The following is a 24,340-nucleotide window of genomic DNA, read 5'->3' as shown; positions in this document are numbered from 1 at the left end:
CGCCCGCCCTTGCCCTCCGCCTGCGCCACCAGCGGGAACGCGCCTGATTTGAGCGTGACGACGAAGTCGTAACGCTCGCCCATGCCGATGATGAACGTGTCCACGGTGACGGGCGAGCACGGGAATCCGTCGGTGTGGGTGATGGTCATGCGATGATCGCCGAGCGCGACCCGGAAGGCGGTGTCGGCGGCCGCGTTGATGACCCGGAACCTGACGCGCCGCCTGGGAGAGGCGGCGAACGTCCTGGGGGCGGCCGGCGGGCGGCCGTTGATCAGGTAGAGCGGGTGGCGCAGCTCCGCGGACACGCCGCCCAGCGCCTCGCTGCGCAGCGTGTCGTCGTGCTCGGTGGAGGAGTTCAGCCGGCGCAGGGCGTCGTCGGGGGTGCCGTTGATGCCGTCGAGCCAGTCGTCGAGCACGACCGTGAACTCCTCGTCGTACCGGAGCGGCTCGCGCGGGTCGGCCACGACCAGCGGGCCGTACAGCCCGCGGTCGAGCTGGGTGCCGACGTGCGAGTGGTAGAAGTGCGTGCCGGGGTCGGGCACCCGGAAGACGTAGTCGAACGTGCCGCCGGGCCGGGTGGGAGTCTGGGAGAAGCCGGGCGCGCCGTCCATGGGGAAGTCGATCCTGATGCCGTGCCAGTGCACGGTGGTCGGCGCGGGCAGGTCGTTGACCAGCCGGACGGCGACCGTCTCGCCGGCCGTGGCCTTGATGAGCGGGCCGGGGAGCACGCCGTTGTAGGTCCAGGTGGAGACGGTGCGCTTGCCCAGCTTCACCTTGGCGGGCCTGGCCCGCAGCACCGTCCCGCGCGGCCGGGCCGCGACACCGCCCGCCGGCGTCTCCAGGGCCGCGCCGAGCCCCAGAGCCGCGAACGTACCGGTGACGAACACCCGGCGCGACACCCGCCCGATTGCCAGATTGTCCACAGATCCTCCCCCGTTCACCAGGAAAGGTAACGGAGAGTGACAGAGAACGCCTTCCGCCACGCTGGGGGATCGGGCAGGGGCCTGGAACTCCGGGCGCGCCCGCCTATTGATCGGGCGGGTGGCGCGAAATATGGTGTTAATCGATTCACACGCCTGAGGTGCCAAAGCGTGAACCTCTCCCTATGTCTGCCCTGATCGCGATGTTCTCCCAAAAAGATTCCCCATATCCCTGTCGGGAATGCTACGTTATTCGACTAACATGAGACCTACCGCACGACAAGTGGCCGAGCTGGCGAACGTCTCCGTGGCGACCGTCTCCTACGTGCTCAGCGGCCGGGACCGCCCCGTCGCCGCCGAGACGAGGCAGCGGGTGCTCGACGCCGCCAGGCAGCTCGGCTACACCCCCAACCAGGCCGCCAGGAGCCTGCGCAAGCGCCGCACGCAGCGGGTCTGCCTGGTGCTGAGCTCGCTCGGCGGCGTGCCCAGCGACGAGCGGCTGGCCACCGACCTGCACGAGATGGCCGACGCCCGCGGCTATTCCGTGGTCACGCTCACCGTCTATTCGGAGGCGCGCGCGACCGCGGCCATCGACGTGCTGCGCGGCGGCATCGCCGACGGCGCGCTGGTCAACGTCGTCGGCGACCACTTCACCCACGATCTGCTCACCGGGCTCGCCGCCACCGGCCTGCCGATGGTGGTGCTGAGCAACGAGAGCGGCCTCGAGGGCTGCGACGTCGTCCGCACCCCCGAGACCGAGGCGTGCGCGCAGGCGGTCGAGCACCTGCTGGCGGAGGGCAGGCGCCGCATCGCGTTCATGGCGCACCGTTTCGAGCTCTACCGCGACAAGCCCGCGGGACGGTTGCTCGGCTACACCACCGCCCTCGAACGACACGGTGTCGACCAGCGGATCGTCACCTCCGGCGCGGACGACCGGGTCTCGGCCTACCAGACGGCCGCCGAGCTCCTGAGCTCCCCCGACCGTCCTGACGCGATCTTCGCCGCCTCCGACCGGGCCGCGATCAGCGTGATCTGGGCCGCCAGGGACGCCGGGCTGCGCGTGCCCGACGACGTGGCCGTCGTCGGCGTCGGCAACATCGACGAGGGCCTCATCAGCAATCCGCAGCTCAGCACCGTCGGCCCGCTCCGCCACGACTACACCGACGTCGTACGCCTGCTCTTCGACCGCCTCCAGGCCGAGGAGCCGCCGCCCGCCCGCGAGATCGTCCGCTCCTGGACGTTCCTGCGGCGGGGCTCCTCCTAGAAGGGAATCCGAGATGTCTTCCCACGCCCCCCACATGACCCGCCGCGACCTGCTCCGCCTGGCCGGCGCAGCCGCCGCGGTGCCGGTGCTGTCGTCCTGCGCGGGAGCACCGCCCGCGCAGACCGCCGCCCCGGGCACCTTCACCGTCTACTGGAACGCCGGCCACGACTACCAGGCCTACCGCAAGGTGATCGCCGAGTTCGAGCAGGCCAACAAGGTCAAGGTCAACCTGCAGAAGTACCAGTGGCCCGACCTGCGCACGAGGCTCCTGGCCGACTTCGCCTCCGGCACGGTGCCCGACGTGGTCGAGGAGCCCGGCGGGTGGGTGCAGGAGTTCGCCATCTCCGGCAACGCCCGCTCGCTGCAGGACTACGTCGACCGCGACGGCGAGGCGATGGGCTTCCCCTCCGACTGGCAGCCGGTCACCGTCGAGCGCAACTCCTACCAGGGCAAGGTGTACGGCGTTCAGCTCCACCTGACCTGCAACACGCTGCTCTACAACAAGGGCATGCTCAGCGAGGCCGGGCTGGAGCCGCCGACCACCTGGGAGGAGTTCCTCGCCGCGGCCAAGAAGCTGACCAAGGACGGCGTGCACGGCGTCGCGCTCAACCAGGACCACGGCTACATCTGGCCGTGGATGATGCAGGCCGGCGTCACCCCCTTCGACCCGGAGACCGGCAAGGTCATGACGCCGATCGAGGACGCGATCGCCGCCCTGCAGTTCCAGGCCGACCTGATCCACAAGCACAAGGTGGCCCCGGTGCCGGTGTCCAGCACCGACTACTCCGGCCCGCAGAAGTTGTTCTCCGCCAAGCGCGCCGCGATGATCCTCACCGGCCCCTGGGACCTCGAACCGATCAAGAAGACCAGCGCCGACATCGACCTCGGCGTCGCGCCGCCGCTGAAGAACAAGGTGCAGGTCACCCAGGCGGCCGGCACCAGCATGCTGGTGCCCGCCAAGGCCGCCAGGCCCGACCTGTCATGGGACTTCATCAAGCGCATCACCGCGCTCGAGGTCGAGCAGGCCGCCACGAAGGAGACCGGCATGCTGATGCCGCGCGTCTCCTGGGCCAAGCTGCCCGAGGTGCAGCAGGACGAGGCCATCAAGGTGTTCGCCGAGGCGCTGCCGATCGCCCAGGACTCCACCCAGGAGGTGCGGCTGACCGGCCAGCTCGGCAAGTGGGACGAGCGGCTCAAGGTCGTCTACCAGCAGGTCATCATCCAGAACGAACCGGCCGCCGACGCCCTGCGCACGTTCGCCGAGGCCGCGGAGGGCTTCCTGCGATGACGATGTTGCGGCCTCGCACCCTCTCCGGCCGCTACGCCAGGACCGCCTACCTGTTCCTGATCCCGGCCATCCTGTTCTTCGCGGCCTTCTTCTACCTGCCGATCGGCAACGTGACGGCCACCAGCCTGCGCACAGGACCGCAGGCCGACCAGTGGGCCGGGCTGGGCAACTACACGCAGGCCCTGGCCGACCCCGCGGTGCGGCACTCGTTCCTGGTCACGGTGATCTTCTCGGTGCTCGTGGTGATCGGCTCGATCGTGCTCGGGCTGGCGCTGGCGCTGGCGCTCGACCAGCCGCTCAAGGGCCGGGTGGTGTTCCGGGTGCTGCTGCTGGTGCCGTACCTGACCTCGGTGGCGATCGTCGGGCTGCTGTGGCGCAACATCCTCGACCCCGAGCTCGGGGTGCTCAACCGGGTGCTGGGCGCGGCCGGGCTGCCCGAGCAGACGTGGCTCAACACCTCCCCGCTGCTCACGATCGCCGCCGTCACGCTCTGGCAGAGCGTCGGCTACACGATGGTGTTGTTCCTGGCCGGGCTGCAGGGCATTCCGGAGACCTACCACGAGGCCGCGAAGATCGACGGGGCGGACCCGTGGCACCGCTTCTGGCGGATCACGCTGCCGCTGCTCGCGCCGACGACGTTGTTCGTCTCGGTGATGGCGGTCATCTCGGGGCTGCAGGCGTTCGGGCAGGCGTACATCATCACCAACGGCGGTCCGGGCGACGCCACCGACCTGTCCGTCTTCCACATCTTCAACGTCGCCTTCCGCGCCAGGGACTTCGGTTACTCCTCGGCGCAGTCGGTGCTGCTGCTCGTCGTCATCGTGGCGTTCACGCTGGTGCAACTGCGGGCCGGGCGGCGCGGGGAGGTCACGTACTGATGCGCAAGCCGCTGCTCTACATCCTGCTCGGGCTGGCCTCGCTCGCGACCGTGGTGCCGCTGCTCTACATGGTGTCGCTGTCGCTGCAGACCGAGGCGGAGACGCTGTCGGCGGACGCGGTCCTCGTGCCGGACTCGCCCCAGTGGGGCAACTACGCGGAGCTGTTCACCCGCGCGCCGTTCGGCAACTTCATCGTCAACAGCCTCGTCGTGGCGGGCGCGATCACGCTCGCGCACCTGCTGTTCGACCCGCTCGTCGGTTACGTCTTCGCGAAGTTCCGCTTCCCGCTGCGCAACACGCTGTTCGTGGCGCTGCTGGCCACGCTCATGGTGCCGTTCTTCGTGCGGATGATCCCGTTGTACGTGCTGATGGCCACCATGGGATGGCTCGACACGTACCAGGGGTTGATCACGCCGTTCCTCATGGACGCGTTCGGGATCTTCCTCATGCGGCAGTTCATCCAGCCCATCCCCGACGACCTGATCAGCGCGGCGCGCATCGACGGCGCCTCCGAGCTGCGGATCTACCGGAGCGTCATCCTGCCGCAGACGCGGCCCGCGCTGGCCGTGCTCGGGTTGTTCACGTTCGTCTTCCAGTGGAACGAGTTCCTCTGGCCGCTGGTGGCCACCACGACGCCCGAGATGCGTACCATCCCGGTCGGGCTCACCCTGTTCAACCAGGAGTACTTCACGTTGTGGCATCTCACGGCCGCGGGCTCGGTGATCCTCTTCGTGCCCACCGCCGTCCTGTTCGTCTTCACGCAGCGATACTTCGTGCGTGGCATCGCGCTGACCGGCATCAAATAGTCAGTCCGTTAGGAGAGTATCTTTTGCGCCCGAACGTGCCCCCGAACGTGATCGTCGTCTTCACCGACCAGCAGCGGTGGGACACCGTCGGCCCCTTCACCCCCAACCTCGACAGAATGGCCAGGCACGGCACGCACGCCACGGTCGCGCTCACCCCCCAGCCGGTGTGCGCGCCCGCCCGTTCGGCGTTGCAGACGGGGCGCTACCCGACCACGACGGGCGTCTACCGCAACGGCCGCGTCCTGCCGGCCGCGGAGCGCACGCTGGCGCACCACTTCGGGGACGCCGGCTACGCCACCGGCTACATCGGCAAGTGGCACCTGGCAGGCAGCGAGCCGGTGCCCGAGGAGGAGCGCGGCGGATACCGGTCGTGGCTGGCGGCGAACGCGCTGGAGCACACCTCCGACGCCTACCGCACGATCGTGTACGACGAGGCGAACGAGCCCGTCCTGCTGCCCGGCTACCGCTCCGACGCCCTCGTGGACGCGGCCGTGCGGTTCGCCGCCGACCACCACGACGAGCCGTTCTACCTGTTCCTGTCGTTCCTGGAGCCGCACCACCAGAACGAGGTCGACGACTATCCCGCCCCCGACGGCTACGAGGAGCGCTATCAGGGCCGCTGGATGCCGCAGGACCTGGCCGCGCTCGGCGGCACGGCCCACCGGCACATGGGCGGCTATCTCGGCCAGGTCAAGCGCCTGGACGAAGGGCTCGGCCGGCTGCTCGACGCGCTGCGCAGCATGGACCTGCTGGACGACACGATCGTGGCGTACACCTCCGACCACGGCAACCACTTCAAGACCCGCAACGGCGAGTACAAACGGTCCTGCCACGACGCGTCGCTGCGGGTGCCGCTCGCGCTGCGCGGGCCGGGCTTCGACGGGGGCGGCGCGATCTCCCGTCCCGTCAGCACCGTCGACCTGCCGCCGACGCTGCTGGAGGCCGCCGGGCTGCCGGTGCCCGCGTCCATGCAGGGCCGCTCGTTCCTGCCCCTGGTGCGCGATCCGCGCGCGCCGTGGCCTGAGGAAGTGTTCTTCCAGGTGAGCGAGTCGGAGGTGGGGCGCGGCATCCGCACGTCGCGGTGGAAGTACTACGCCGTCGCGGAGGACGCCGACCCGTGGAACGTCCCTGCCGCCGCCCGCTACCGCGAGCAGGCCCTGTACGACCTGGACCACGACCCGCACGAACTGGTCAACCTGGCGGGGCACGCGTCGCACGCGGAGGTCGCCGCGGGGCTGCGGGAGCGGCTGGTACGGCGGATCGTGGCGGCGGGGGAGGCGGAGCCGGTCATCGAGCCGGCCGCCGAGCTGGCCGGGCCCCGCCAGGGCATGACCGACCCCGCCGTCCGCCTCCACGGCCCCAAACCCGTCCGCTTCGGCCACCAGCCCCGCCCCTGACGGTTCCAGGCGCGCCTTCGGCCACCCTCCCCGCCTTCTCCGACGGTCCTGCGGGCGGCGGCGGGCCTGGGGTGCGGGTGAGACCGGCTCCGCGGGCGGCGGGCCGGTCCCGTGGCGTCGTCAGCTGGGGGAGTCGGCGGGCCGGTGCCCGTGGCCGGTGGCGCTGCGGGCGCCGGTCTGCGGTGCCGGCGGGGCGTCGCCGATGCCGCCGGTGTCGTACGCGTACGTGCCCGCCAGGGTGGCGATCGCGTCGGGTTTCACGTCGAGCGCCCCGTCGTTGATGTTGCTGATGTCGTCGCACGCGCTGTGTTGACGCGCTCCCCGGCTTGTGAAGGCCGGGGATTCAGCCCGTGCCGCTTCATCCGGCACCTCTGAGGCTTCCTGCTTCCTCGCGCTGTGCCAGGGCAGACCTCGGTCTTACCTGCGCTCTACAGGCGTTTAGCCTGTCCGCCCGTCCGGCGGCCAGCGACTTGGCAAGGCGGGTGCGCCCGAGGCCGGACACGGCAAGGTTCTCCACGTACTCCGCTTGGTTATCGCGGATGATCTGGGTGGAGAGCTTGTGTGCCCAGTCCCGGCGCGCGTCGGCCACCCTGGCGTGCGCCTTGGCGACCTTGGCCTTGGCCTTGTGACGATTGGCTGAACCTTTCTCCTTACGGGAAAGTTCCTGCTGCGCCTTGCGCAGGCGTCGCTCGGCACGGCGGAGGAAACGCGGGTTGTTCACCTTCCGGCCGTCGGAGGTGACCGCGAAGTAGGACAGGCCCAAGTCGATCCCCACTTCGGCGGCCGACTCCGCAAGCGGGGCCTGGTTGGTCTCGATGACGAACGAGGCGAAGTACCTGCCGGCCGCGTCCTTGACCACCGTCACGCTGGACGGTTCGGCGGGCAGGTCCCGTGACCAGCGGACCGGAACGTCACCGATCTTCGGCAGGCGTAGCTTCCCGCCGGAGGTCACGCAGAACCGGGCGTTCTTGGTGAAGCGGATCGCCTGCCGGTTGTCCCTGCGTGAACGGAAGCGGGGCGGGGCGAGCTTCGGCCCCTTCCGCTTGACCGTCAGGGAGGCGAAGAAGTTGCGGTAGGCGACATTCAGATCCGCCAGCGCCTGCTGTAACACGACTGCTGAGACCTCTGCCAGCCAGGAGCGTTCCGGAGTCTTCTTCGCTTCGGTGATGACCCGCTTGGACAACTGTCCGTCGCAGATGTACGGCATGCCTTGTTCCCAAGCGTCCTGTCGTGCGCGCAGCCCGTCGTTGAACACCACCCGGGCGCACCCGAACGCACTGGCCAGAGCGGCACGCTGGCCCGGGTCGGATAGAGGCGGAAGTTGTACCTGAGCCGCACACCATGATCCTACCCATGGTTTATGGCCGAACATGGAGACAACAGAACCGGCAGGCACTGTGTTTCCGTCCTGCACGCTCACTTGGTTTTCGTGAAGAAGTTTCGGTATCCGGTATTCGCCGGGCCGCACCTGGAACGCATGGAGCGGATCATGCGGGACGTCTGCGCCGACTTCGAGACCTAACTGGCCGAGTTCGATGGCGAGGCCAACCACGTTCACCTCCTGGTGAACTTCCCGCCCAAGATAGCCCTGCCCCGGCTCGTCAACAGCCCCCACGGGGTTCTCCTCCCGCCGGATATGAACCGAGTTCTCCGAATTGGCCCGCCACTACTATGGCGAACAAGCTGTGGTCAGGCTCCTAATTCGCTGGAAGCGTGGGCGGCGCACCGATCAGCGTCCTGTGCCAGTACATCGAGCAGCACAACCGCCCCGTCTGAGCCCGCCTGGACGCGGATCCGCCTTGGCGGCGGAATGACCGAAACGTATGCAGACGGGTCATAGGAAGATGGGCCTGGTATCCGTTGAAATCACGGACTTGGAACGTCGCACTTAGGGAGTCCTGATGTCCTATTCGCCCGGCACGTTCACCATTGGCGGCAAGACCGTCCGCCGCCTCGGCTTCGGCGCCATGAGCCTGACGGGTCCGGGCGTCTGGGGGCCGCCGCGCGACCACGACGAGGCCATCCGGGTGCTGCGCAGGGCCGTCGACCTGGGGGTCGAGCTCATCGACACCGCCGACTCCTACGGGCCGTACGTCAACGAGGAGCTCATCCGGGAGGCGCTGCACCCGTACCCCGAGCGGCTGCTGATCGCCACCAAGGCCGGGTTCGTACGCCCGCGGCCGGGCCAGTGGGAGGCCGTGGGGCGGCCCGCGTACCTGCGGCAGGAGGTCGAGATGAGCCTGCGCAGGCTGGGGCTGGACCGGATCGACCTGCTCCAGCTGCACCGCATCGACCCGGCCGTGCCGCTGGAGGACCAGGTGGGCGAGCTCAGCGCGCTGCGGGACGAAGGCAAGATCGGCAGCGTCGGCCTGTCCGAGGTGAGCGTCGAGGAGCTGGAGCGGGCGCGGCGCGTCGTCGAGATCGCCACCGTGCAGAACCGCTACAACCTCACCCTCAGGGTTTCCGAGGGAGTGCTGGAGCACTGCGAGAAGGAGGGCATCGGGTTCATCCCCTACAGCCCCATCGCCAAGGGCCGGCTGGCGGAGCCCGGCGGCCCCGTGGACCACGTCGCCCAGGCCGTCGGCGCCACGCCCGCGCAGGTCAGCCTGGCCTGGCTGCTGGCCCGCTCCCCGGTCACGATGCCGATCCCCGGCACGTCGACGGTCGCCCACCTGGAGGAGAACCTCGCGGCCTCGGCCGTGTCGCTGACGGCCGAGCAGCTGCGCGAGCTGGGCTGAGCTCGAAGGGCCGGCCCGAGGCGGGCCGGCCCTTGACGGTCAGGTCAGCCCAGGCCGTTCCTCATGGCCGTGAGCAGCTCGGCGTTGGACGTGTCGCCGCTGAGCTCCCAGAAGAACGCGCCGCCGAGGCCCTGGTTCTTCGAATAGCTCATCTTGCCGCCGATCGTGGCCGGCGTGTCGTAGCTCCACCACTGGTTGCCGCAGTGCGCGTAGGCGGTGCCCGCGACGGTCCCCGTGGCGGGGCAGCGGGTCTTGAGCACCTTGTAGTCCTCGATGCCCGCTTCGTACGTGCCGGGCGCCGCTCCGCTCGCCGTGCCGCCCGGCGCGGCCTGCGTGACGCCGGTCCAGCCGCGCCCGTAGAAGCCGATGCCGAGCAGCAGCTTGCCCGCCGGGATGCCCTTGGCCTTCAGCTTCTGGATCGCGGCGTCGGAGTGGAACCCGGGCGTCGGGATGCCGTTGTAGGAGGTGAGCGGTGAGTGCGGGGCGGTCGGGCCCTGCGGGGCGAAGGCGCCGAAGTAGTCGTAGGTCATGACGTTGTACCAGTCGACGTACTGCGCGGCGCCGGCGTAGTCGGCCGCGTCGATCTTGCCGCCGTTGGTGCCGTCGGCCGTGATGGCGGCCGTCACCAGGTTGCCGGAGCCGAACCGGGCGCGCAGCGCCTGCATCAGGTTCCGGTACGCGGCAGGGCCGCTGCTGTCGCAGGACAGGCCGCAGGCGTTCGGGTATTCCCAGTCGATGTCGATGCCGTCGAACACGTCCGCCCAGCGCGGGTCCTCGACCAGGCGGTAGCAGGACTCGGCGAACGCGGCCGGGTTCTGCGCGGCCTGGGTGAAGCCGCCGGACCAGGTCCAGCCGCCGAACGAGAACAGCACCTTCAGGTGCGGGTGCTTCTGCTTGAGCTTGCGCAGCTGGTTGAAGCTGCCGCGCAGCGCGCCGGCGTCCCAGGTGTCGGCGACGCCGTCCACGCTCTCGTTCGCCTGGTAGAAGCGGTCGTAGTCGGCGTAGCTGTCGCCGATCGTGCACTGGCCGTTCTGCACGTTGCCGAAGGCGTAGTTGATGTGCGTCAGCTTGGCCGCGGAGCCGCTGGTGTCGATGTTCTTGACGTGGTATCCGCGCTGGTAGACGCCCCACTGCACGAAGTAGCCGAGCACCTTGTTCCCGCCGTCGCCTGGCTCGCCGGGGTCGCCGTCGTCGCCCTCGGCGGTGGTGGCGTTGACGGTGTTGCCGGCGGCCGAGCGGTTGCCCGCGGCGTCGCGGGCCCTGACGGTGTAGGCGTAGCCGGTCTCGGGGCTGAGGCCGGTGTCGGTGTGGGTGGTGCCGGTGACCGTGGCGACCAGAGTGCCGTTCCGGTAGACCTCGTAGCCGGTGACGCCGACGTTGTCGGTGGAGGCGTTCCAGGCGAGGGAGACGCTGCGGTCGGTGACGCCGGTCGTGCGGAGGTTGCCGGGGACGCTCGGGGCGCTGGTGTCGTCGCCGCCGCCACCGTCGTCGACGGGCTTCCACAGTGCGGGGACGTTCGGTGGCTCCCAGCCGGGCTGGGAGGTGTGGCTCTGGACGCACTCGTACGTCACGCCGTTGAAGGTGACGCGCGCGCCCGCCGTGTAGGCCGTCCACGCGGACCAGTCCGCCATGGCGGCGGCGGAGGAGGAGGCGGCGGCCCATGAGGGGGCGGCGACCAGGACGGTGAGCGGCAGCAGTAACGCCGCCAGCCCGGCGAGGGCCTTGCGCAGGATGGTGTGTCTCATGATGCTCCGACATCCGGTTGGGGGGTGTACGGGATGGGATGCCACAGAAACTATTAGTAAAGTTTCCTTATAAAATGACGTTAGACGCAGCCTGGGGAGGCGTCAATACGCGATGGCTCAGATGGTGAAATCTCGCCACAATCCGCAGTGACGCCGCGGCCGCGAGTGGCGTACTCGCCGGGGTCGTGAACGGCGTTCTCACCGCGGTGGCGACCGGCGTACTCGTCGGCGGCGGCGACCGGCGTCCTTGCCGGGGTCGCGACCGGCGCATTCGCCGGGGTGGCGACCGGTCCCTTCGCCGGGTCGCGACGGGCCTGCTCGCCGGGGCCGGTCGCGCGCCGCCGGTGATCACACCCTGCGGGTAGATAACGGTTGCGGAACGGTCGCTGACGTGGAGGTGTACCGTGCCTCAGCATTGAGGCGTGGCAGGGATTACCGCCTGGCGGCGGACCGCTGAACGCCACGGACCCTACGTGGCCCGTGCGGTGGCCGAATTCCGATCCTGGCCGGCGCTGGCGGTGAGCGACACCCGGCGCGGCCCCAAGTTCGCCGTACACGGCACCGAGATCCTGCGACTGACCGGCGCCGACGAGGTGCAAGTGCGCCTGACGGCGCCGGCGATCGACCGGCTGGCCCCGTACCTGCGCGAGTGCGGCCAGGTGCAGGCGTGCCCCGATCGGGCCTGGGTGGCGGTGCAGGTCGACGCGGAGCCCGACCTCGACCTGCTGTTCGCCCTGACCAGCGTGGCGATCAAAGAGCACGTGGCGTAGCCGCCGCGCCGATTGTCGACACTTTCATCGCCAATCGCCGGGAGAGCCGGGCGATCATGATCGTCTCGGCGAGGCCATCGGTCAGCCGCCGGAAACTTCCAGGGCCTTGGCGACGCTGCGCAGGTGCTGCTGCATCGCCGTCTGGGCGGCCTCAGGGTCGCCGGCGACGATGGCCGCCACGATGAGCTCGTGCTGCGGCAGCGACACCGAGGCCCGTCCCGGCTGCCGGGCGAGACGGAACTTGTGCCGCACCACCTGCGCCCCCAGCCGTTCGATGATCACCGCCGAGGTGCGGTGGCCGGCGATCTCGCGGATCTCGGCGTGCAGGGTCGCGTTCAGCTCGGAATAGCGGTCGAGGTCATTGGACTCCACGGCCGTGCGCATCGCCGCGACGATCTCCCGCAGCCGCGCACCCTGCCCGGGGGTGACCCGTTCGGCGGCCTTGGCGGCCGACAGGCCCTCGAGCACCATCCGCACCTCGGTGATCTCGATGGCCTCCGCCTTGGAGACCGCCCGCACGCGGGCGCCCTTGTTCTTGAGGATCTCGACCAGACCCTCGGCGGCCAGCTCTTTGAAGGTCTCGCGCACCGCGGCCCGGGTGGCGCCGAACTGCTCGCACACGTCGGCCTCGACGAGCCGCTGGTTGGGCACGAAGTCCCCGCTGAGCACGGCCGCCCTGACCCGGCCGGTCAGCGTCTCCTTCTGCGGGGACCCTGGGGCCACGCGATCCTCCCGATGCCGTACGAACCCGTCCTGGTCAGCAATATTATCGACAACTTGCCCGTCCCGTGGGGCGTGCTGCGGCATCCCAGCCTCTGATCGTTTCGACTCCGTTCTGTCGGTCGTGTGGGGTAAGTTCCCGGACCATGATCAGCCGTTCGCGACGGCGTGGGCACTCCCGCCTGCGCCCGCGCACCGGCTGGGGCGGGAGGTTCTGAGGTCGTGGACGCGGACGAAACCGCGTGGGAGCGGCGCAGCGTGGTGCACGTGGTGCCGCCTGTCGCGCCGCGCAAACTGGCGAAGGTGCCCTTCGTCGAGCTGGCCGACGGGCGGCTGCAGGGGGTCGTGTCGAGCGGATCCGACATCGAGCGGGTCTACGTCTCCTCGATCACCGCCGGCACCCATGCGCTGAGCTGCAGCACCAACAACAACCGGCCGTGCGGCGCGCTGCACGGCTACGCCTGCAAGCACGTCCGCATGCTGGCCGACGAGGCGGTCGTGCAGTACGGCCTCGACCGGGTGGCCCGCTACCTGCGGGTCGAGGTGCCGCCGGGCGGTCAGCTGATGAGCTGCCTCCACGGGCAGCCCGAGCGCACCCCGGCGGCCGTGGTGTTCAGCAGGTTCCTGCGCCATCTGGCCTATCTCGAGGTGCCCGACAGCACCGACCCGCTGGTCGAGCTGCACTGGTTCCCCTCGACCGCGGCGGAGACGGGAGCGGTGCGCTGATGCTGGACGTACAGCTGGGGGAGGTGCTCGCCGGCGCTCCCGAGGGGGCGGACGAGGCGCTCGGCCTGGTGGCGGGGTTCGACGACGCGCTCGCGCTCGGGTTTGCCAGGGTCGGCGAGGAGGCGGCCGGGGCGCTGGCCGCCCTGGCGGGCGCGCTGGCGGTCAGCCCGATCGGCGAGCGGGTGAGCGAGGCGGCGGACAAGGTGGCCGCGGGATCGGTCGGCGACGAGCACCTGGCGGCGCTGGCCGGTGGGCGCGCCGCACTGTCCGGCGCGGTCCACGACGCCCTGCTCGGCCGTCTCGACACGGCGCTGGGCAGGTCCCGCGCCGCCTGGGAGCCGTCGCGAGACGGTCACGTGGCGCCGGGTGATCGGCCTGGCGGTCAGGAGGCTTCGGGTGATCCGGGTGGTGGGCGGCCGGCATTCGGCAACCTCCTCGACGGCTGCCGGGTCTGGTTGCGCGAGCTGGCCATCGTCGGGTGGCGTGGCGTCGACCACGACCTTGCCGGCTCGGCCGACCAGACGATCGAGGCGCTGCTCGCCGTGCCGGAGTTGCGCGGGCTCGCGGTGCTGCTCGACGGCCTGGCGGCGGAGCTGCGGGCGTCGAGCCCGGTCGCGACGATGGACCGCCTGCCCGCGCGCAGGTGGGCCGACCTGTGGGCGCGCGGCCTGCTGCTGGCGCAGCGGGGTCCGTGGCACGGTGGCGCCGAGCCGGTGTCGGGGCGGCTGCTGATCCTCGGCGCCGACGTGCACGAGCACGCCACCGTGGTGCGGGCGCAGGTGCACGGCGTCCTGGAGCCCGCGGGAGGCGGCCCCGCCCGGCTGGTACGCACCAGCGTGGCGGCCGCCAAGGTCGACACGATCGTCGGCCCTGCCGTGTGGCGGCTGATGGGCGGCCATCCGGTGCTGCTGGGCGCGCTGGCCGGTCACCACAGCCTGGAGATCACGGACATGCCGTTGCTGCCGGGTGGCGACCTCGTGTGGCACGACGACCGGGCCGCCGCGGGCGAGCCCGCCGACCCGTTCACGACGGCGCGGGTGGCGCTGTCCGGGACGAGCGCCCCGGCGGTCCCGCCGCTCGACCGCCACCCCGTGCGCATCGCCGAGCCCGTCTTCCTGGAGGGCTACTCCGCCGGCGACGGGTCGTTCGACCTGGGCGGCCACGCGCTGCCGCTCGACCTCGACCGCCTGCCGCGCGGCGGCCCGCTCACCCCGGAGCTCGTGGCCGCCTCCTCGGCGTGCATCGGCCTGATGCGCTGGGACGGCCGCTGGCTGCTGCAACCGCTGGCCGTCCAGGCCACGGTGAAGAAGAAGCCGGTCGCCGTGCACAACGGTGACTGGGCCATGGGCCCCACCGACCCCAAGGTGGTCAAGGCCGAGGCCAAGGCCGGCGACGTGGTCGCCGTGCTGCGCGAACGAGCGGGACGGCTGCTGCGGAAATGACCGACATCCTGGAAGACGCCGACATGACCCGGCGCCAGGTGCTCTACTGGCGCCTGCTGTCCCGGCTGTTCGGCCCCGACGAGCAGCCCGCGCTCGAGACGGCCAGCATGGCCATCGTCGAAGACCTCGGCCTGCCGCCCGCGCTGCTCGACCCCGGGGTGTCGGTCGACAACCTGGTGCAGCGCTTCCCCACCCTGGGCGACGAGCTGCAGGACCTGATGGCGGAGAAGGAGCACGAGCAGGGCGCCGAGGTGCGCCGCGCGGCCCTGGTCTCCAAACTGCTGCTCAACGTCTTCTCCACCGGCACGGGCAACATCACCGCGAGCCGGCTGGAGAGCTGGAAGAACGACGCGGGCTGGTTCGAGAAGGGCATGGGCTGCGAGCCCGGCGGGCTGCGCCACCGCGTGGGCGACGAAGAGCTGGCCGCCGTGCTCGCCGGCATCGAGGGCGACCTGGTCAAACGCATGCACCTGCGCGAGGTGCTGGCCGACCCGGTCCTGTCCAAGCAGCTGACGCCCAGCATGTCGCTCATCGAGCAGCTGCTGCACGACAAGCACAACCTGTCGGGGGTCGCGCTGGCCAACGCCAAGGCGCTGATCCGCAGGTTCGTCGACGAGGTCGCCGAGGTGCTGCGCACCCAGGTCGAGAAGGCCAGCGTCGGCGAGATCGACCGGACGGTGCCGCCGAAGCGGGTCTTCCGCAACCTCGACGTCGAGCGCACCATCTGGAAAAACCTCACCAACTGGAGCCCGGAGGACGAACGCCTCTACGTCGACCGGCTCTACTACAAGCAGACCGCCCGCCGTACCACGCCCGCCCGCATGATCGTGGTCGTCGACCAGTCGGGGTCGATGGTGGACGCGATGGTCAACTGCACCATCCTGGCGTCGATCTTCGCCGGCCTGCCCAAGGTCGACGTGCACCTGGTGGCCTACGACACCCGGGCGCTCGACCTGACCCCGTGGGTGCACGACCCGTTCGAGGTGCTGCTGCGCACCACGCTCGGCGGCGGCACCGACGGCACGGCAGCGATGGCCATCGCCAGGCCGAAGATCTCCGATCCGCGCAACACCGTGATGGTGTGGATCTCCGACTTCTACGACAACCGTTCGCTGATCACCGACTTCGAGGCGGTGCACCGCTCGGGGGTGAAGTTCATCCCCGTCGGCTCGGTCAACAGCTCGGGATCCCAGAGCGTCGATCCGTGGTACCGCCAGAAACTCAAGGACCTGGGCACCCCGGTGCTCTCGGGCCATATCCGCAAGCTCGTGTCCGAGCTCAAGAACTTCCTCACCTAGGAGACCCCCGAATGAGTGACGATATGCTGCGCGCCCCCGCAGAGGTGAAATACGCCGAGGAGCTCGACTGGCTGGAGTCGATCGACGACGGCCCCAAGCCGTTCTCGTGGCGGCTGAGCCCTCGCATGATCCGGCTGTTCGTCCTCGGCTCCGAGCGCTCCGACGGGCTCGACCGGGAGATCGCGCAGAAGTGGTTCGGCGACCGCAGCTTCGTCGAGCGCAGCATCGTGACCCTGGCCTCCGACCGGGGCCTGCTGCTGATCGGCGACCCGGGCACGGGCAAGAGCTGGCTGGCCGAGCTGCTGTCGGCGGCCATCTGCCGCAACTCCACGCTCGTGGTCCAGGGCACCGCCGGCACCACCGAAGACCACATCAAATACTCGTGGAACGTGTCCATGGTCATCGCCAAGGGGCAGTCCCGCGACTCGATGATCCCCTCGCCGATCATGACGGCGATGGAGCAGGGCGTGATCGGCCGCTTCGAGGAGCTCACCCGCTCCACCAGCGACGTGCAGGACGCGCTCATCTCGATCCTGTCGGAGAAATACGTCTCCATCCCCGAGCTCGACGACGACAACATCGTCTTCGCCCAGCCCGGCTTCTCCATCATCGCCACCGCCAACAGCCGCGACCGGGGCGTCAACGACCTGTCGTCCGCGCTCAAGCGCCGCTTCAACTTCGTCCGCATCCCCGTCGTGACGAACAAGAAGAGCGAGGCGGAGATCGTCCGCTTCCGCACAGAAGAGCTGCTGCGCCGCCACCGGATCGAGCTGGACCTGCCGCCCACGCTGCTCGACATCCTGCTGCAGAGCTTCGCCGACCTGCGCTCCGCCGCCGCCTCGGCCACCAGCGACGACGAGAAGCTGGAGTCGGCGCTGTCGACGGCCGAGCAGATCGGCGTGCTGGAGGACGCCATCCTCCACAGCCACTTCTTCGGCGACCGCACCCTGCGGGCGCAGACGCTGGCCGGCTCGCTGGTCGGCTCGCTGGCCCGGCGCAGCCCCGAAGACCTGGCGATCCTGAACAAGTACTGGCACGGCGTGGTCGAGCCCCGCAGCAAGAAGGACGGCGGGGAGTGGCCGGAGTTCCTCGAGGGCGGCCGCGAGGCCATCGCCACGCTCTCATGATCGACCAGACGAGCACGTTCGGCTCGCTCCGCGAGCAGCTGCTCGAGGCCGCCGCGGCGTTCGCCGACAGCCCCGTCGCCGTGCCCGGCATCCTGGCGGGGCTGGTCGACGACGTCGACAGGGCGCTGCGCGAGAAGCTGGAGATCTTCCCGGTCTGCCACCACTCGCCGGCCTCGGCGCTGGCGATGGTGCGGCGGCTGCGCGAGAAGCAGCCGAAGGTCATCTACCTGGAGCTGTGCGAAGACCTGCAGCCGCTGCTGACCGAGCTGCGCAACTGCCGGCTGCCGGTGGCGGCGCAGGCGTTCGCGACCGACCTCGACGGCTTCCCGAAGTCGTGGGCGCCGCTCAGCGTGGTGGCGCCGATCACCGAGGCGTCGGCCGAATACCAGGCCATCGCCTACGCCCTCGAAACGCCCGGGGTCGAGCTGGTGCTGGTCGACCGCTCTACTGACCATGTCTTCCAGTGGGCCCCGAAGGAGGAGGCCAAGGAGCGCAAGGAAGAGGCCGGCCTGCACGGCGACGCGGTGGGCGTCGAGATCGGCGACCTGCGCCCGCGCTTCGCCGAGCTGGAGGAGCACCTGCTGCACCACGGCAAGGTGCGCCACTGGTCGGAGTGGTGGGACCAATACGTCGAGCAGCCGCTCTCGGGGGCCGACTACGACACCTACCGCCAGGTCATGGTGCTGATCGGCAGCCTGTTCCGCCGGCTCACCCCCGACGGGGACCGGCTGGCCGTCGACGAGGACCGCGAGCGCTACATGTGGACCCGCATGCGCGAGCACCTGGCCGCCGGCGGCGCCGACCCCGGCGACTGCCTCTACGTCTGCGGCGCCTTCCACGCCGCCAGCCGCGTCGAGCAGTTCGGCCTCGACTCCACGGCCACGTTCGAGATCAGCCCGCGCACCGGCACGAAATGGCTGTACGGGCTCATCCCGTCCAGCCACTCCGCCATCGAGGCGCAGTTCGGGCTGGCCCCGGGGTCGGTGTCGATCGCGGCGGCGACCTGGGCCAAGGCGGTCAACCGCACCAAGCTGGCCCCGTTCCAGCTGACCGGTCAGAAGGGCACGCGCAAACGCGCCGGAGCTCGCGGAGCTCGCGGAGCTCGCGGAAAGCCGCTGCCGCAGAAGGCCGACGCCGCGCCCGCCGACCGGCTGACCGGGTTCCTGTCCCGGCCGCCCGCCCTCGACGCGCTCGACGAGGCCGAGCTGCTCGGCTGGTGCGTCGACATCGTCCGGCTGGCCCGGCGCAACGGCTACCTGGCCAGCACCGCCGACGCCATCGCCGTGTTCGAGACGTCGATCCTGCTGGCCGGGCTGCGCAACAGGGCCAGGCCCACCCCCTACGACTTCCAGGACGCGGCCGTCACCTGCATCGAGAAGGACGTCGTGCCGGGCCGCCGCGACGTGCGCCGCCTGTGCGAGATCCTGCTCGGCGGCGACCGCGTCGGGGAGGTCGGCTACGACGCCCTGCCGCCACTGGCCAGGAATGTCTACGACCGGCTCGCGCCGCTCGGCCTCGACCTGGACAAACGGACGATCCAGCGGGCGCTGATCGACCTCAACGCCCACCCCGAGCTGGTGCCCTGCTCCGACCTGCTCTGGATGTTGCGCTATCTCCTCCCGGACGACGCCGTACGGCCCATCATGGGCGAGCGCAGGCTGGGGGAGCGCTCGATCCAGGAGAGCTGGGACCTCGCGTTCGGCAAGCACCAGCGCTCCGTCATCGAGCTCGGCTACGAGGGCGTCACCATCGAGCAGGTGCTGGAGCAGCGGCTGCGGCGCTCCGTGTGGGACCCCAAGGCCACCGCGGCCGTCGCGCTGGCGGCGGTCGAGGACGCGGTGCTCTTCCTGGGCAGCCGGCGCTTCGCCGACGAGCTGGGGGCGCGCGCCGTCGAGCTGCTCGCGGCCGAGCGCGGCGTCGACGACGCGCCGGAGGTGCTGCGCAGGATCCGGCGGCTGCTGGCGTACTACCGCGCCAACGAACCCGAGCTGCCGGCCTGGTGCGAGGCGTTCGTGACCGCCGGCTACGCGCACTACTGCACGCTGCTGCCGACGGCCTTCGTGGACGACGACACCGGCGTGCGGCAGGTGGGCGCCATGCTGGGGTTCCTGTTCACGATGGAGAGCCTCGCGCTGGCGCTCGGCTGCGACCGGGCGCAGCTGGAGCTGGCCGTGCAGCAGTCGCATCCGGAGGCTCCGGCCAAGGTGGCGCTGCTGTGGGCGGCGCACACGCAGCTCGGGCTGCTCACGATGGCCGACCTTCGGGCTCGCTGCGACGAACTGCTCGCCAACCCGCTGGTCGTCCCGTCGGTCCCGCAGTACATCATGGGGTTCGTGCAGGCGATGGAGCCCGCTCCCGCGCTGTCCGGGTTCGTGGTCGAGATGATCTCCAAGGCGTTCGGGCGGCTGCCCGACAGCGTGCTGCTGCCGTGGCTGCCCAAGCTGATCACCACGCTGCGCGCCGGGGCGGCCGAGCTGGTGCCGGTGCTCGTCCGGGAGGCCGGCCGTACGTTCCCCGGCTCGCTGCCGGCGGTGGACTCCTGGGTGCCGCCGTGGTCGGCCCGTCCCAAGCCCGCCGCCGCCATTGGCGCGCCCGTGGCGTCCGGGCCGGTGGCGGAGCTTCTCCTGGGGCATCCGGCGGCCTGCGACGGGGTGGCGGGGCTGCTCGGGTGCGAGGGCGAGTGGCGCGACCCCGCCTCGGGCGGCGGTGCGGGTGGTGGTCGCCCGGCCCGGGAGGTGACCGCCCTCCTGACCGCTCACCCCGGACCCGCCCTGGCGCTCGCCGGGCTGCTCGCCTGACGAGCCGATTTCCGCCTCAGGGGGCGGGCTTCCCATGAAGGAACGGCCCGCCGCCGCGACCAGGGCCCGGCCGCCTCACCGAAGGTGGTCGGGCCCTGCGTTTCGTCTCGGCGGGATGTTGTCTCTCGTCTGAAGGGCTGTCCGCCGGTGGTTGGCGGGGTGCCGGTCGGTTCTGAGGGGTGGTTCGCCGCTGGTTCGGCTCCCGTCTCGGGGGTTGGTTCGGTCATGGCTCAGAAGCCGAACGGCCTCGTCGTGCGGTGAGGCCGGTCAGGTGGGGTGGCTGCGACGCTGGGGTTACGGCTTGGGCGGGCGGCAGGTGGTGCCGGGTGCGGGGAGGCGGAGGTCGGTGAGGTAGGCGTTGGCGTGGGCGATGACGCAGGCGTTGCCCGTGAGGTAGAGCCCGTGGCCGTGCCCGTCGAAGCGGACCGTCGCCGACCCCGGCACCCTGCGGACGATGTCGGCCGTGTCGTCGTGGTCGGTCCACGTGCCCGCGCCGAGGAACGGCGGCAGCCCGGACGGCAGCGGCTCGGAGGGGTTGGTCACCGGCACGGGCCAGCCCGTGCACCCGAGGCGGTGCCACAGTCCCATGCCGGCGAGGTTAGGCGAGACACGCTCGCCCATCGCCCGCACGGCCCGGTATTCGCGGTAGCCGCTGAAGCGCAGCCCGTCGGCGCACTGGGTGGCGTTCATGCCCACGAACGACGGCGGCTTCAGGCTTCCGACCCCGGCGTCGACATAGCTCGCGAACCCGGCGGCGTCCCCGCGCTCGGCCTGCCGTACGGCCGCGGCGAGCTGCCGCCAGCGCGGATACTCGGGCGCGGGTCCCGGCCCGACCAGGTTCGGCATCGCGGCCACCTGCAGGTCGAACCCGCTGTACGCGACCGCCTCGCCGTCCGGCCGGCCTTTGACGGGGATCGGCGTACGGTCCGCGCTCGCGACCAGCGTCCGCCAGCGCTTGCCCATGTCCTTGCCGCACACGTCCACCGTCTGGCACCACGTCAGGAAGCGCCCGAACTGCGCCTCGTACGTGCGATACCGCACGCGGGCATCCGTCGCCGCGTCCCGTAGCTGGTTGACCGCCCCGTCCAGGTACATGGCCCGGACCCGTTGAGGGAACAGCCGGGCGTAGGCGACGGCGGGCACCCCTCCGTACGAGGTGGCGACGAAGCTCAACCGCTTCTCTCCGAGCGCGGCGCGGACGGCGTCGATGTCCCGCGCCACGGAAGCCGAGTCCAGATGGTCGAAGAAGGCGGGGTCGAGCTTCCTGCACTCCTGCGCGCTGCGCCGCACCTTCACCCCGAGCCGCGCGTACGCGCCGGGGCTGTCCGGCCGGGTGAGCCACGGCCCGGTGCCGAAGCACCTGACCGGCAGCCTGCCGTAGGTGGTGGCGTTGCGCGGCTCGAAGCTGACCACGTCGAAGCGTTCGCGCAGGGCGGAGAAGTTCCCGCCCCGGTACGTGAGATCGTCGATGCCCGACCCGCCGGGCCCGCCGGGGATGCTGAAGACCGTCCCCGAGCTGCTGCCGGTCGCGGGCAGCCGGGCGATCCACAGCGTCAGTGAGCGGCCCCCCGGCTTCTTCCAGTCGAGCGGCACCCGGATGGAGGCACACTCCATGTCCTCGGGTCGCTCGTCGCCCGGGCACGTCCCCCATTCGAGAGTCGGGGAGGAGGGAACGACGGCGAGCGAGCCGAGCAGGAGGAGGCTGGTGGCTGTCAGATGCATGCCTCCCAGGCTGGCCGCCGCACCGCCGGATCTCGATCGTGCAGTGGCCCGTTCCCGAGGTAGTGCCAGGACTACCGTCTACGGGTCGATCTCGCGGAGCAACGTGGCGAGGCTCGAAGGGAGCGAGCCGGGGCGCTGACGAGCGTCGGGTGCAGATTCACCTGGACCGCTCTGGTGATCTGCACGTGCGGCGGGGTCGCCGGGCGGTTGACCGCGGCGTCGAGGCTGCCCTTCAGCATGGAGAGGTAGGGGAACTCGTCGAGCAGTTCCGGCTTCGTGCAGGGGGAATCGAGCGCGGGGGCGAACCCGGCCTGCCTGAACATCAGGGCCTATTTCCGGATGGGTCCTTGACGTCCGGGCGTGGTAAGCGATCAACCGAATACGCGCGCGGCCGCAGGGATCCGGCGCAGCACCAGCCAGTCCAGCAGCAGCACCGCCGCCATCGTGATCCCCGCCAGCGGGAACAGCAGGCCGAGCAGCGCCATGATGGTCATCACGCCGTACGCCGTGCGCCGGTCCGTGGCGCGGGCGGGGGCGCCGGCCCGGCCGCGCGGGCGGCGCTTCCACCACATCCACGCCCCGGTGACCACCAGCGTGATCAGGGCCAGGCAGGCGCCGAGCATGACGATCAGGTTGGCGGTGCCGTACCTGCGGCCCTCGTGCAGCGCGATGCCCTGCTCGACGGCCTTGGCCATGACGCCGTACTCGGCCCAGCCGTACGAGACGAGCACGCGGCCGCTGTACTGGTCGACGTGCAGGGTCTGCGCGGCCGACGGGTCGCGGCGGTGGCCGGTCACGATCGTGTAGACGCCGCGCGGCCCGTCGGGGAGCAGCACCTTGACGTCGCACGCGGCGGCCGGGCACTGCCTGATGCGCGGCTTGGCGGCGGCCAGGGCAGCCTCGACAGGCAGGGCGCCGGGCTGCAGCACGCCGGCCGAGCTCCCGTGCCCGGCGTGCTCGTCGCCGGACGGCGGTACGGGAAGGCGTTCGGCGGACCAGGGCACCTTGGCGTCCGGGTGGTCGGACAGGTCCCCGGACAGGGGAGGGGTGGAGGTGTTCGGGTAGTCGTCCGCGCTCGGAGCCGTGGAACCCGTGCTGCCCTGGATGCGCTGCAGGCCGTCGCCCCACACGCCCGACCACGGCAGCCCGGACAGGACGAGGAACACCACCACCGCGCCTCCGCCGACGCCGGTCATGAGGTGCAGGCGGCGCAGCCGGCCGCGGCCCGACCGGGCGGACTTCCCACGGGTACGCCGGCCGCTCCACCACAGGTAGGTGCCGGTGGCGACGAGGATCAGCGCCCAGCACGCGGCGATCTCCACGACCCGGTCGCCGGCCGTGCCGGACATCAGTTCCCCGTGGATGGTGCGTACGACGCGCATGAACGTGGCCGAGTCGTCGATCTGGCCCATGACCTCGGCGGTGCCGGGATCGACGTACACCGAGATGCCCTCGGCGAACGGGCCCGACTCGGAGCCCTGGAGGATGACGCGGGTGGTGCGGTCGGGGGACGTGGGCGGGATGACGGACATGACGGGCGTGCCGGGGCGTGCGCTCTGGGCGGCCGCGATCTGCTCGGACAAGGGGCGCGGCGCGGTGACGGGTTCGGCGAGCGTGCGCACGTCCTGGTAGCGCCACGCCTCGAACGGTTCCTTGAACAGGTAGATCGAGCCGGTGACGGCGAGGACCAGCAGGACGGGCGCCACGAACAGGCCGGCGTAGAAGTGCCAGCGCCAGACGACCCGGTACCGCTGGGAGGAGGCGGAAGACGGTGCGGCGGCGGGCCGGGCGGTTTCCGGCCGCGCTTGGACAGAAGTCATGGGTCTCCGTTCCGGAGTGCGCGCACGCGGGGGAGGCGGGCGCGCGAAAGCAGGGGGAGCGTGCCGGTGCATGCGGGGGCTCGGCGGAACGTCTGGTGAGTGCGGGCTCCCGCGCGACATCCCCGTGTACGCCCGCCTGGCGCTCAGCGGCGGGAACGGAACGTTCCGGTGGTGCGGGTCCCGAAGCGGTCGTTAGCGAGGCGGCCCCCGCCGGCACACCGTCCAGGCCAGCACGTGTGAGGCGGCGACGCGGTCCGGCGCCGCGGGGACGAGCCCCGGAAGCGGCATGCGGGGCGGCGCGAGGCGGGTGGTCAGCCGGTCCCACAGGCCGCGCAGCGAGCAGGCCAGCAGGGACAGCAACGTGAGCAGCGCCGTCTCGCCGCGCCGCAGCCACCACGCCGACACCGTCGCGACTAGCACGTGGGCCAGCACCATCCCGGCCCCGGCGTGGAGCCCGCTCCCATGATGGCTGGAGAAGGCGGCGCCGCCGGAGCTGAAAAGCTGGTGCATTCCGTACTGCGCGGCGAAGGAGGCGGCGAGCAGCGTGCCCAAGGACCGCTGCCGGCGGGCGAGCACGAACGCGCCCGCGCCCGTCGCCAGGGTCGCGGCGACGACGGTTCCCAGTCGGGCGTCCGGGCCTCCGGCCAGCACGTGCATGCCCAGCGCGGCGAACACGCAGACGACCGCGAACACCGCCGCCCGCAGCCCGCGCGGGCCGGCCCGGCCGGCCCGCGCGGTGTCCCTGCTGCCGGTGCCGCTTCCTTCCTGCTCGGCGTTCACGCGCGATCACCGCTCACACGAGGACATACGGCGGATGCCCGGCGGCGGTTCAGCGAACGGCCGGTGGGTTTGCGGGGGTCAGCGGGAGCGGGGACGGTGGG

20 protein-coding genes and 2 pseudogenes are annotated in these 24,340 nt (G+C 71.0%); 13 read left to right on the top strand and 9 right to left on the bottom strand.

Annotated elements, in window-relative coordinates; genetic code table 11:
• Positions 1-923: multicopper oxidase family protein (locus tag E1292_RS37970; protein ID WP_132602803.1), on the bottom strand; the 923-nt coding region annotated here is incomplete at its 3' end.
• Positions 924-1,203: 280 nt separating this feature from the next.
• Between E1292_RS37970 and E1292_RS37965 the strand changes: the two genes are divergently transcribed.
• The 5 genes from E1292_RS37965 to E1292_RS37945 are packed head-to-tail and all read left to right on the top strand — an operon-like array spanning position 1,204 to position 6,553.
• Entirely contained in the window at positions 1,204-2,184 is a 981-nt protein-coding gene (locus E1292_RS37965) for a LacI family DNA-binding transcriptional regulator (protein ID WP_246090612.1), read from the top strand.
• Between the two features lie 13 nt (positions 2,185-2,197).
• Positions 2,198-3,472 carry a sugar ABC transporter substrate-binding protein gene (locus E1292_RS37960; protein WP_181958355.1) on the top strand — a complete coding sequence of 425 codons (1,275 nt, stop codon included), beginning with the start codon at positions 2,198-2,200 and terminating at the stop codon, positions 3,470-3,472.
• A complete protein-coding gene (locus E1292_RS37955) occupies positions 3,469-4,350 on the top strand; it encodes a carbohydrate ABC transporter permease (protein WP_132602797.1) in 882 nt (293 codons plus the stop codon). Before E1292_RS37960 ends, E1292_RS37955 begins: the two co-directional genes overlap by 4 nt.
• Positions 4,350-5,156 carry a carbohydrate ABC transporter permease gene (locus tag E1292_RS37950; protein ID WP_132602794.1) on the top strand — a complete coding sequence of 269 codons (807 nt, stop codon included), beginning with the start codon at positions 4,350-4,352 and terminating at the stop codon, positions 5,154-5,156. Before E1292_RS37955 ends, E1292_RS37950 begins: the two co-directional genes overlap by 1 nt.
• Positions 5,157-5,179: 23 nt before the next feature.
• Positions 5,180-6,553 (top strand): sulfatase family protein, encoded by a 1,374-nt coding sequence (locus E1292_RS37945; RefSeq protein WP_246090611.1) that lies wholly within the window; start codon positions 5,180-5,182, stop codon positions 6,551-6,553.
• Positions 6,554-6,673: 120 nt separating this feature from the next.
• Here E1292_RS37945 and E1292_RS51745 read toward each other — a convergent pair whose 3' ends face one another.
• Both E1292_RS51745 and E1292_RS37940 read right to left on the bottom strand, forming a co-directional pair.
• Positions 6,674-6,814 (bottom strand): hypothetical protein, encoded by a 141-nt coding sequence (locus tag E1292_RS51745; protein ID WP_165974960.1) that lies wholly within the window; start codon positions 6,812-6,814, stop codon positions 6,674-6,676.
• A 97-nt stretch (positions 6,815-6,911) separates the two neighbouring features.
• Positions 6,912-7,891 (bottom strand): annotated as a pseudogene (locus E1292_RS37940) (RNA-guided endonuclease InsQ/TnpB family protein).
• 22 nt (positions 7,892-7,913) lie between these two features.
• On the opposite strand from E1292_RS37940, the pseudogene tnpA reads away from it, so the two are divergent.
• Positions 7,914-8,329: pseudogene (gene tnpA / locus E1292_RS54395) on the top strand (IS200/IS605 family transposase).
• 125 nt (positions 8,330-8,454) lie between these two features.
• On the top strand, positions 8,455-9,291 hold the full coding sequence (locus tag E1292_RS37930; protein ID WP_132602791.1) for an aldo/keto reductase: 837 nt from the start codon (positions 8,455-8,457) through the stop codon (positions 9,289-9,291).
• A gap of 44 nt (positions 9,292-9,335) precedes the next feature.
• Here the strand turns inward: E1292_RS37930 and E1292_RS37925 are convergent, their stop codons facing one another.
• Complete coding sequence (locus E1292_RS37925) at positions 9,336-11,036, bottom strand: glycosyl hydrolase family 18 protein (RefSeq protein WP_246090609.1); 1,701 nt, start codon at positions 11,034-11,036, stop codon at positions 9,336-9,338.
• A gap of 422 nt (positions 11,037-11,458) precedes the next feature.
• On the opposite strand from E1292_RS37925, the gene E1292_RS37920 reads away from it, so the two are divergent.
• Complete coding sequence (locus tag E1292_RS37920) at positions 11,459-11,806, top strand: luciferase domain-containing protein (RefSeq protein WP_132602788.1); 348 nt, start codon at positions 11,459-11,461, stop codon at positions 11,804-11,806.
• 81 nt (positions 11,807-11,887) lie between these two features.
• Here the strand turns inward: E1292_RS37920 and E1292_RS37915 are convergent, their stop codons facing one another.
• On the bottom strand, positions 11,888-12,529 hold the full coding sequence (locus E1292_RS37915) for a GntR family transcriptional regulator (RefSeq protein ID WP_246090608.1): 642 nt from the start codon (positions 12,527-12,529) through the stop codon (positions 11,888-11,890).
• 219 nt (positions 12,530-12,748) lie between these two features.
• On the opposite strand from E1292_RS37915, the gene E1292_RS37910 reads away from it, so the two are divergent.
• The 5 genes from E1292_RS37910 to E1292_RS37890 are packed head-to-tail and all read left to right on the top strand — an operon-like array spanning position 12,749 to position 19,917.
• Positions 12,749-13,252, top strand: a complete 504-nt coding sequence (locus E1292_RS37910) for a hypothetical protein (RefSeq protein WP_132602782.1) — start codon at positions 12,749-12,751, stop codon at positions 13,250-13,252.
• Positions 13,252-14,694: a hypothetical protein gene (locus E1292_RS37905; RefSeq protein ID WP_132602779.1), complete on the top strand. Its 1,443-nt coding sequence runs from the start codon at positions 13,252-13,254 to the stop codon at positions 14,692-14,694. Before E1292_RS37910 ends, E1292_RS37905 begins: the two co-directional genes overlap by 1 nt.
• A complete protein-coding gene (locus E1292_RS37900; RefSeq protein WP_132602776.1) occupies positions 14,691-15,992 on the top strand; it encodes a VWA domain-containing protein in 1,302 nt (433 codons plus the stop codon). Before E1292_RS37905 ends, E1292_RS37900 begins: the two co-directional genes overlap by 4 nt.
• 11 nt (positions 15,993-16,003) lie before the next feature.
• A complete protein-coding gene (locus tag E1292_RS37895; RefSeq protein ID WP_132602773.1) occupies positions 16,004-17,119 on the top strand; it encodes an ATP-binding protein in 1,116 nt (371 codons plus the stop codon).
• Positions 17,116-19,917, top strand: a complete 2,802-nt coding sequence (locus E1292_RS37890) for a DUF5682 family protein (protein WP_132602770.1) — start codon at positions 17,116-17,118, stop codon at positions 19,915-19,917. Before E1292_RS37895 ends, E1292_RS37890 begins: the two co-directional genes overlap by 4 nt.
• A gap of 294 nt (positions 19,918-20,211) precedes the next feature.
• On the opposite strand, the gene E1292_RS37885 is transcribed toward E1292_RS37890, so the two are convergent.
• The 4 genes from E1292_RS37885 to E1292_RS37870 all read right to left on the bottom strand — a co-directional run bounded on the left by E1292_RS37885 (position 20,212) and on the right by E1292_RS37870 (position 24,239).
• Positions 20,212-21,639 (bottom strand): alpha/beta hydrolase, encoded by a 1,428-nt coding sequence (locus E1292_RS37885; RefSeq protein ID WP_132602767.1) that lies wholly within the window; start codon positions 21,637-21,639, stop codon positions 20,212-20,214.
• Between the two features lie 71 nt (positions 21,640-21,710).
• Positions 21,711-21,962: a hypothetical protein gene (locus E1292_RS37880; RefSeq protein ID WP_132602764.1), complete on the bottom strand. Its 252-nt coding sequence runs from the start codon at positions 21,960-21,962 to the stop codon at positions 21,711-21,713.
• Positions 21,963-22,010: 48 nt separating this feature from the next.
• On the bottom strand, positions 22,011-23,459 hold the full coding sequence (locus E1292_RS37875; RefSeq protein ID WP_165974959.1) for a PepSY-associated TM helix domain-containing protein: 1,449 nt from the start codon (positions 23,457-23,459) through the stop codon (positions 22,011-22,013).
• Between the two features lie 192 nt (positions 23,460-23,651).
• A complete protein-coding gene (locus tag E1292_RS37870) occupies positions 23,652-24,239 on the bottom strand; it encodes a hypothetical protein (protein WP_132602758.1) in 588 nt (195 codons plus the stop codon).
• Between the last annotated feature and the right edge of the window lie 101 nt (positions 24,240-24,340).

The organism is Nonomuraea deserti, assembly GCF_004348685.1.
GTDB classification, from domain to species: Bacteria; Actinomycetota; Actinomycetes; order Streptosporangiales; family Streptosporangiaceae; genus Nonomuraea; species Nonomuraea deserti.
This window is presented reverse-complemented; position numbering and strand designations above follow the sequence as displayed.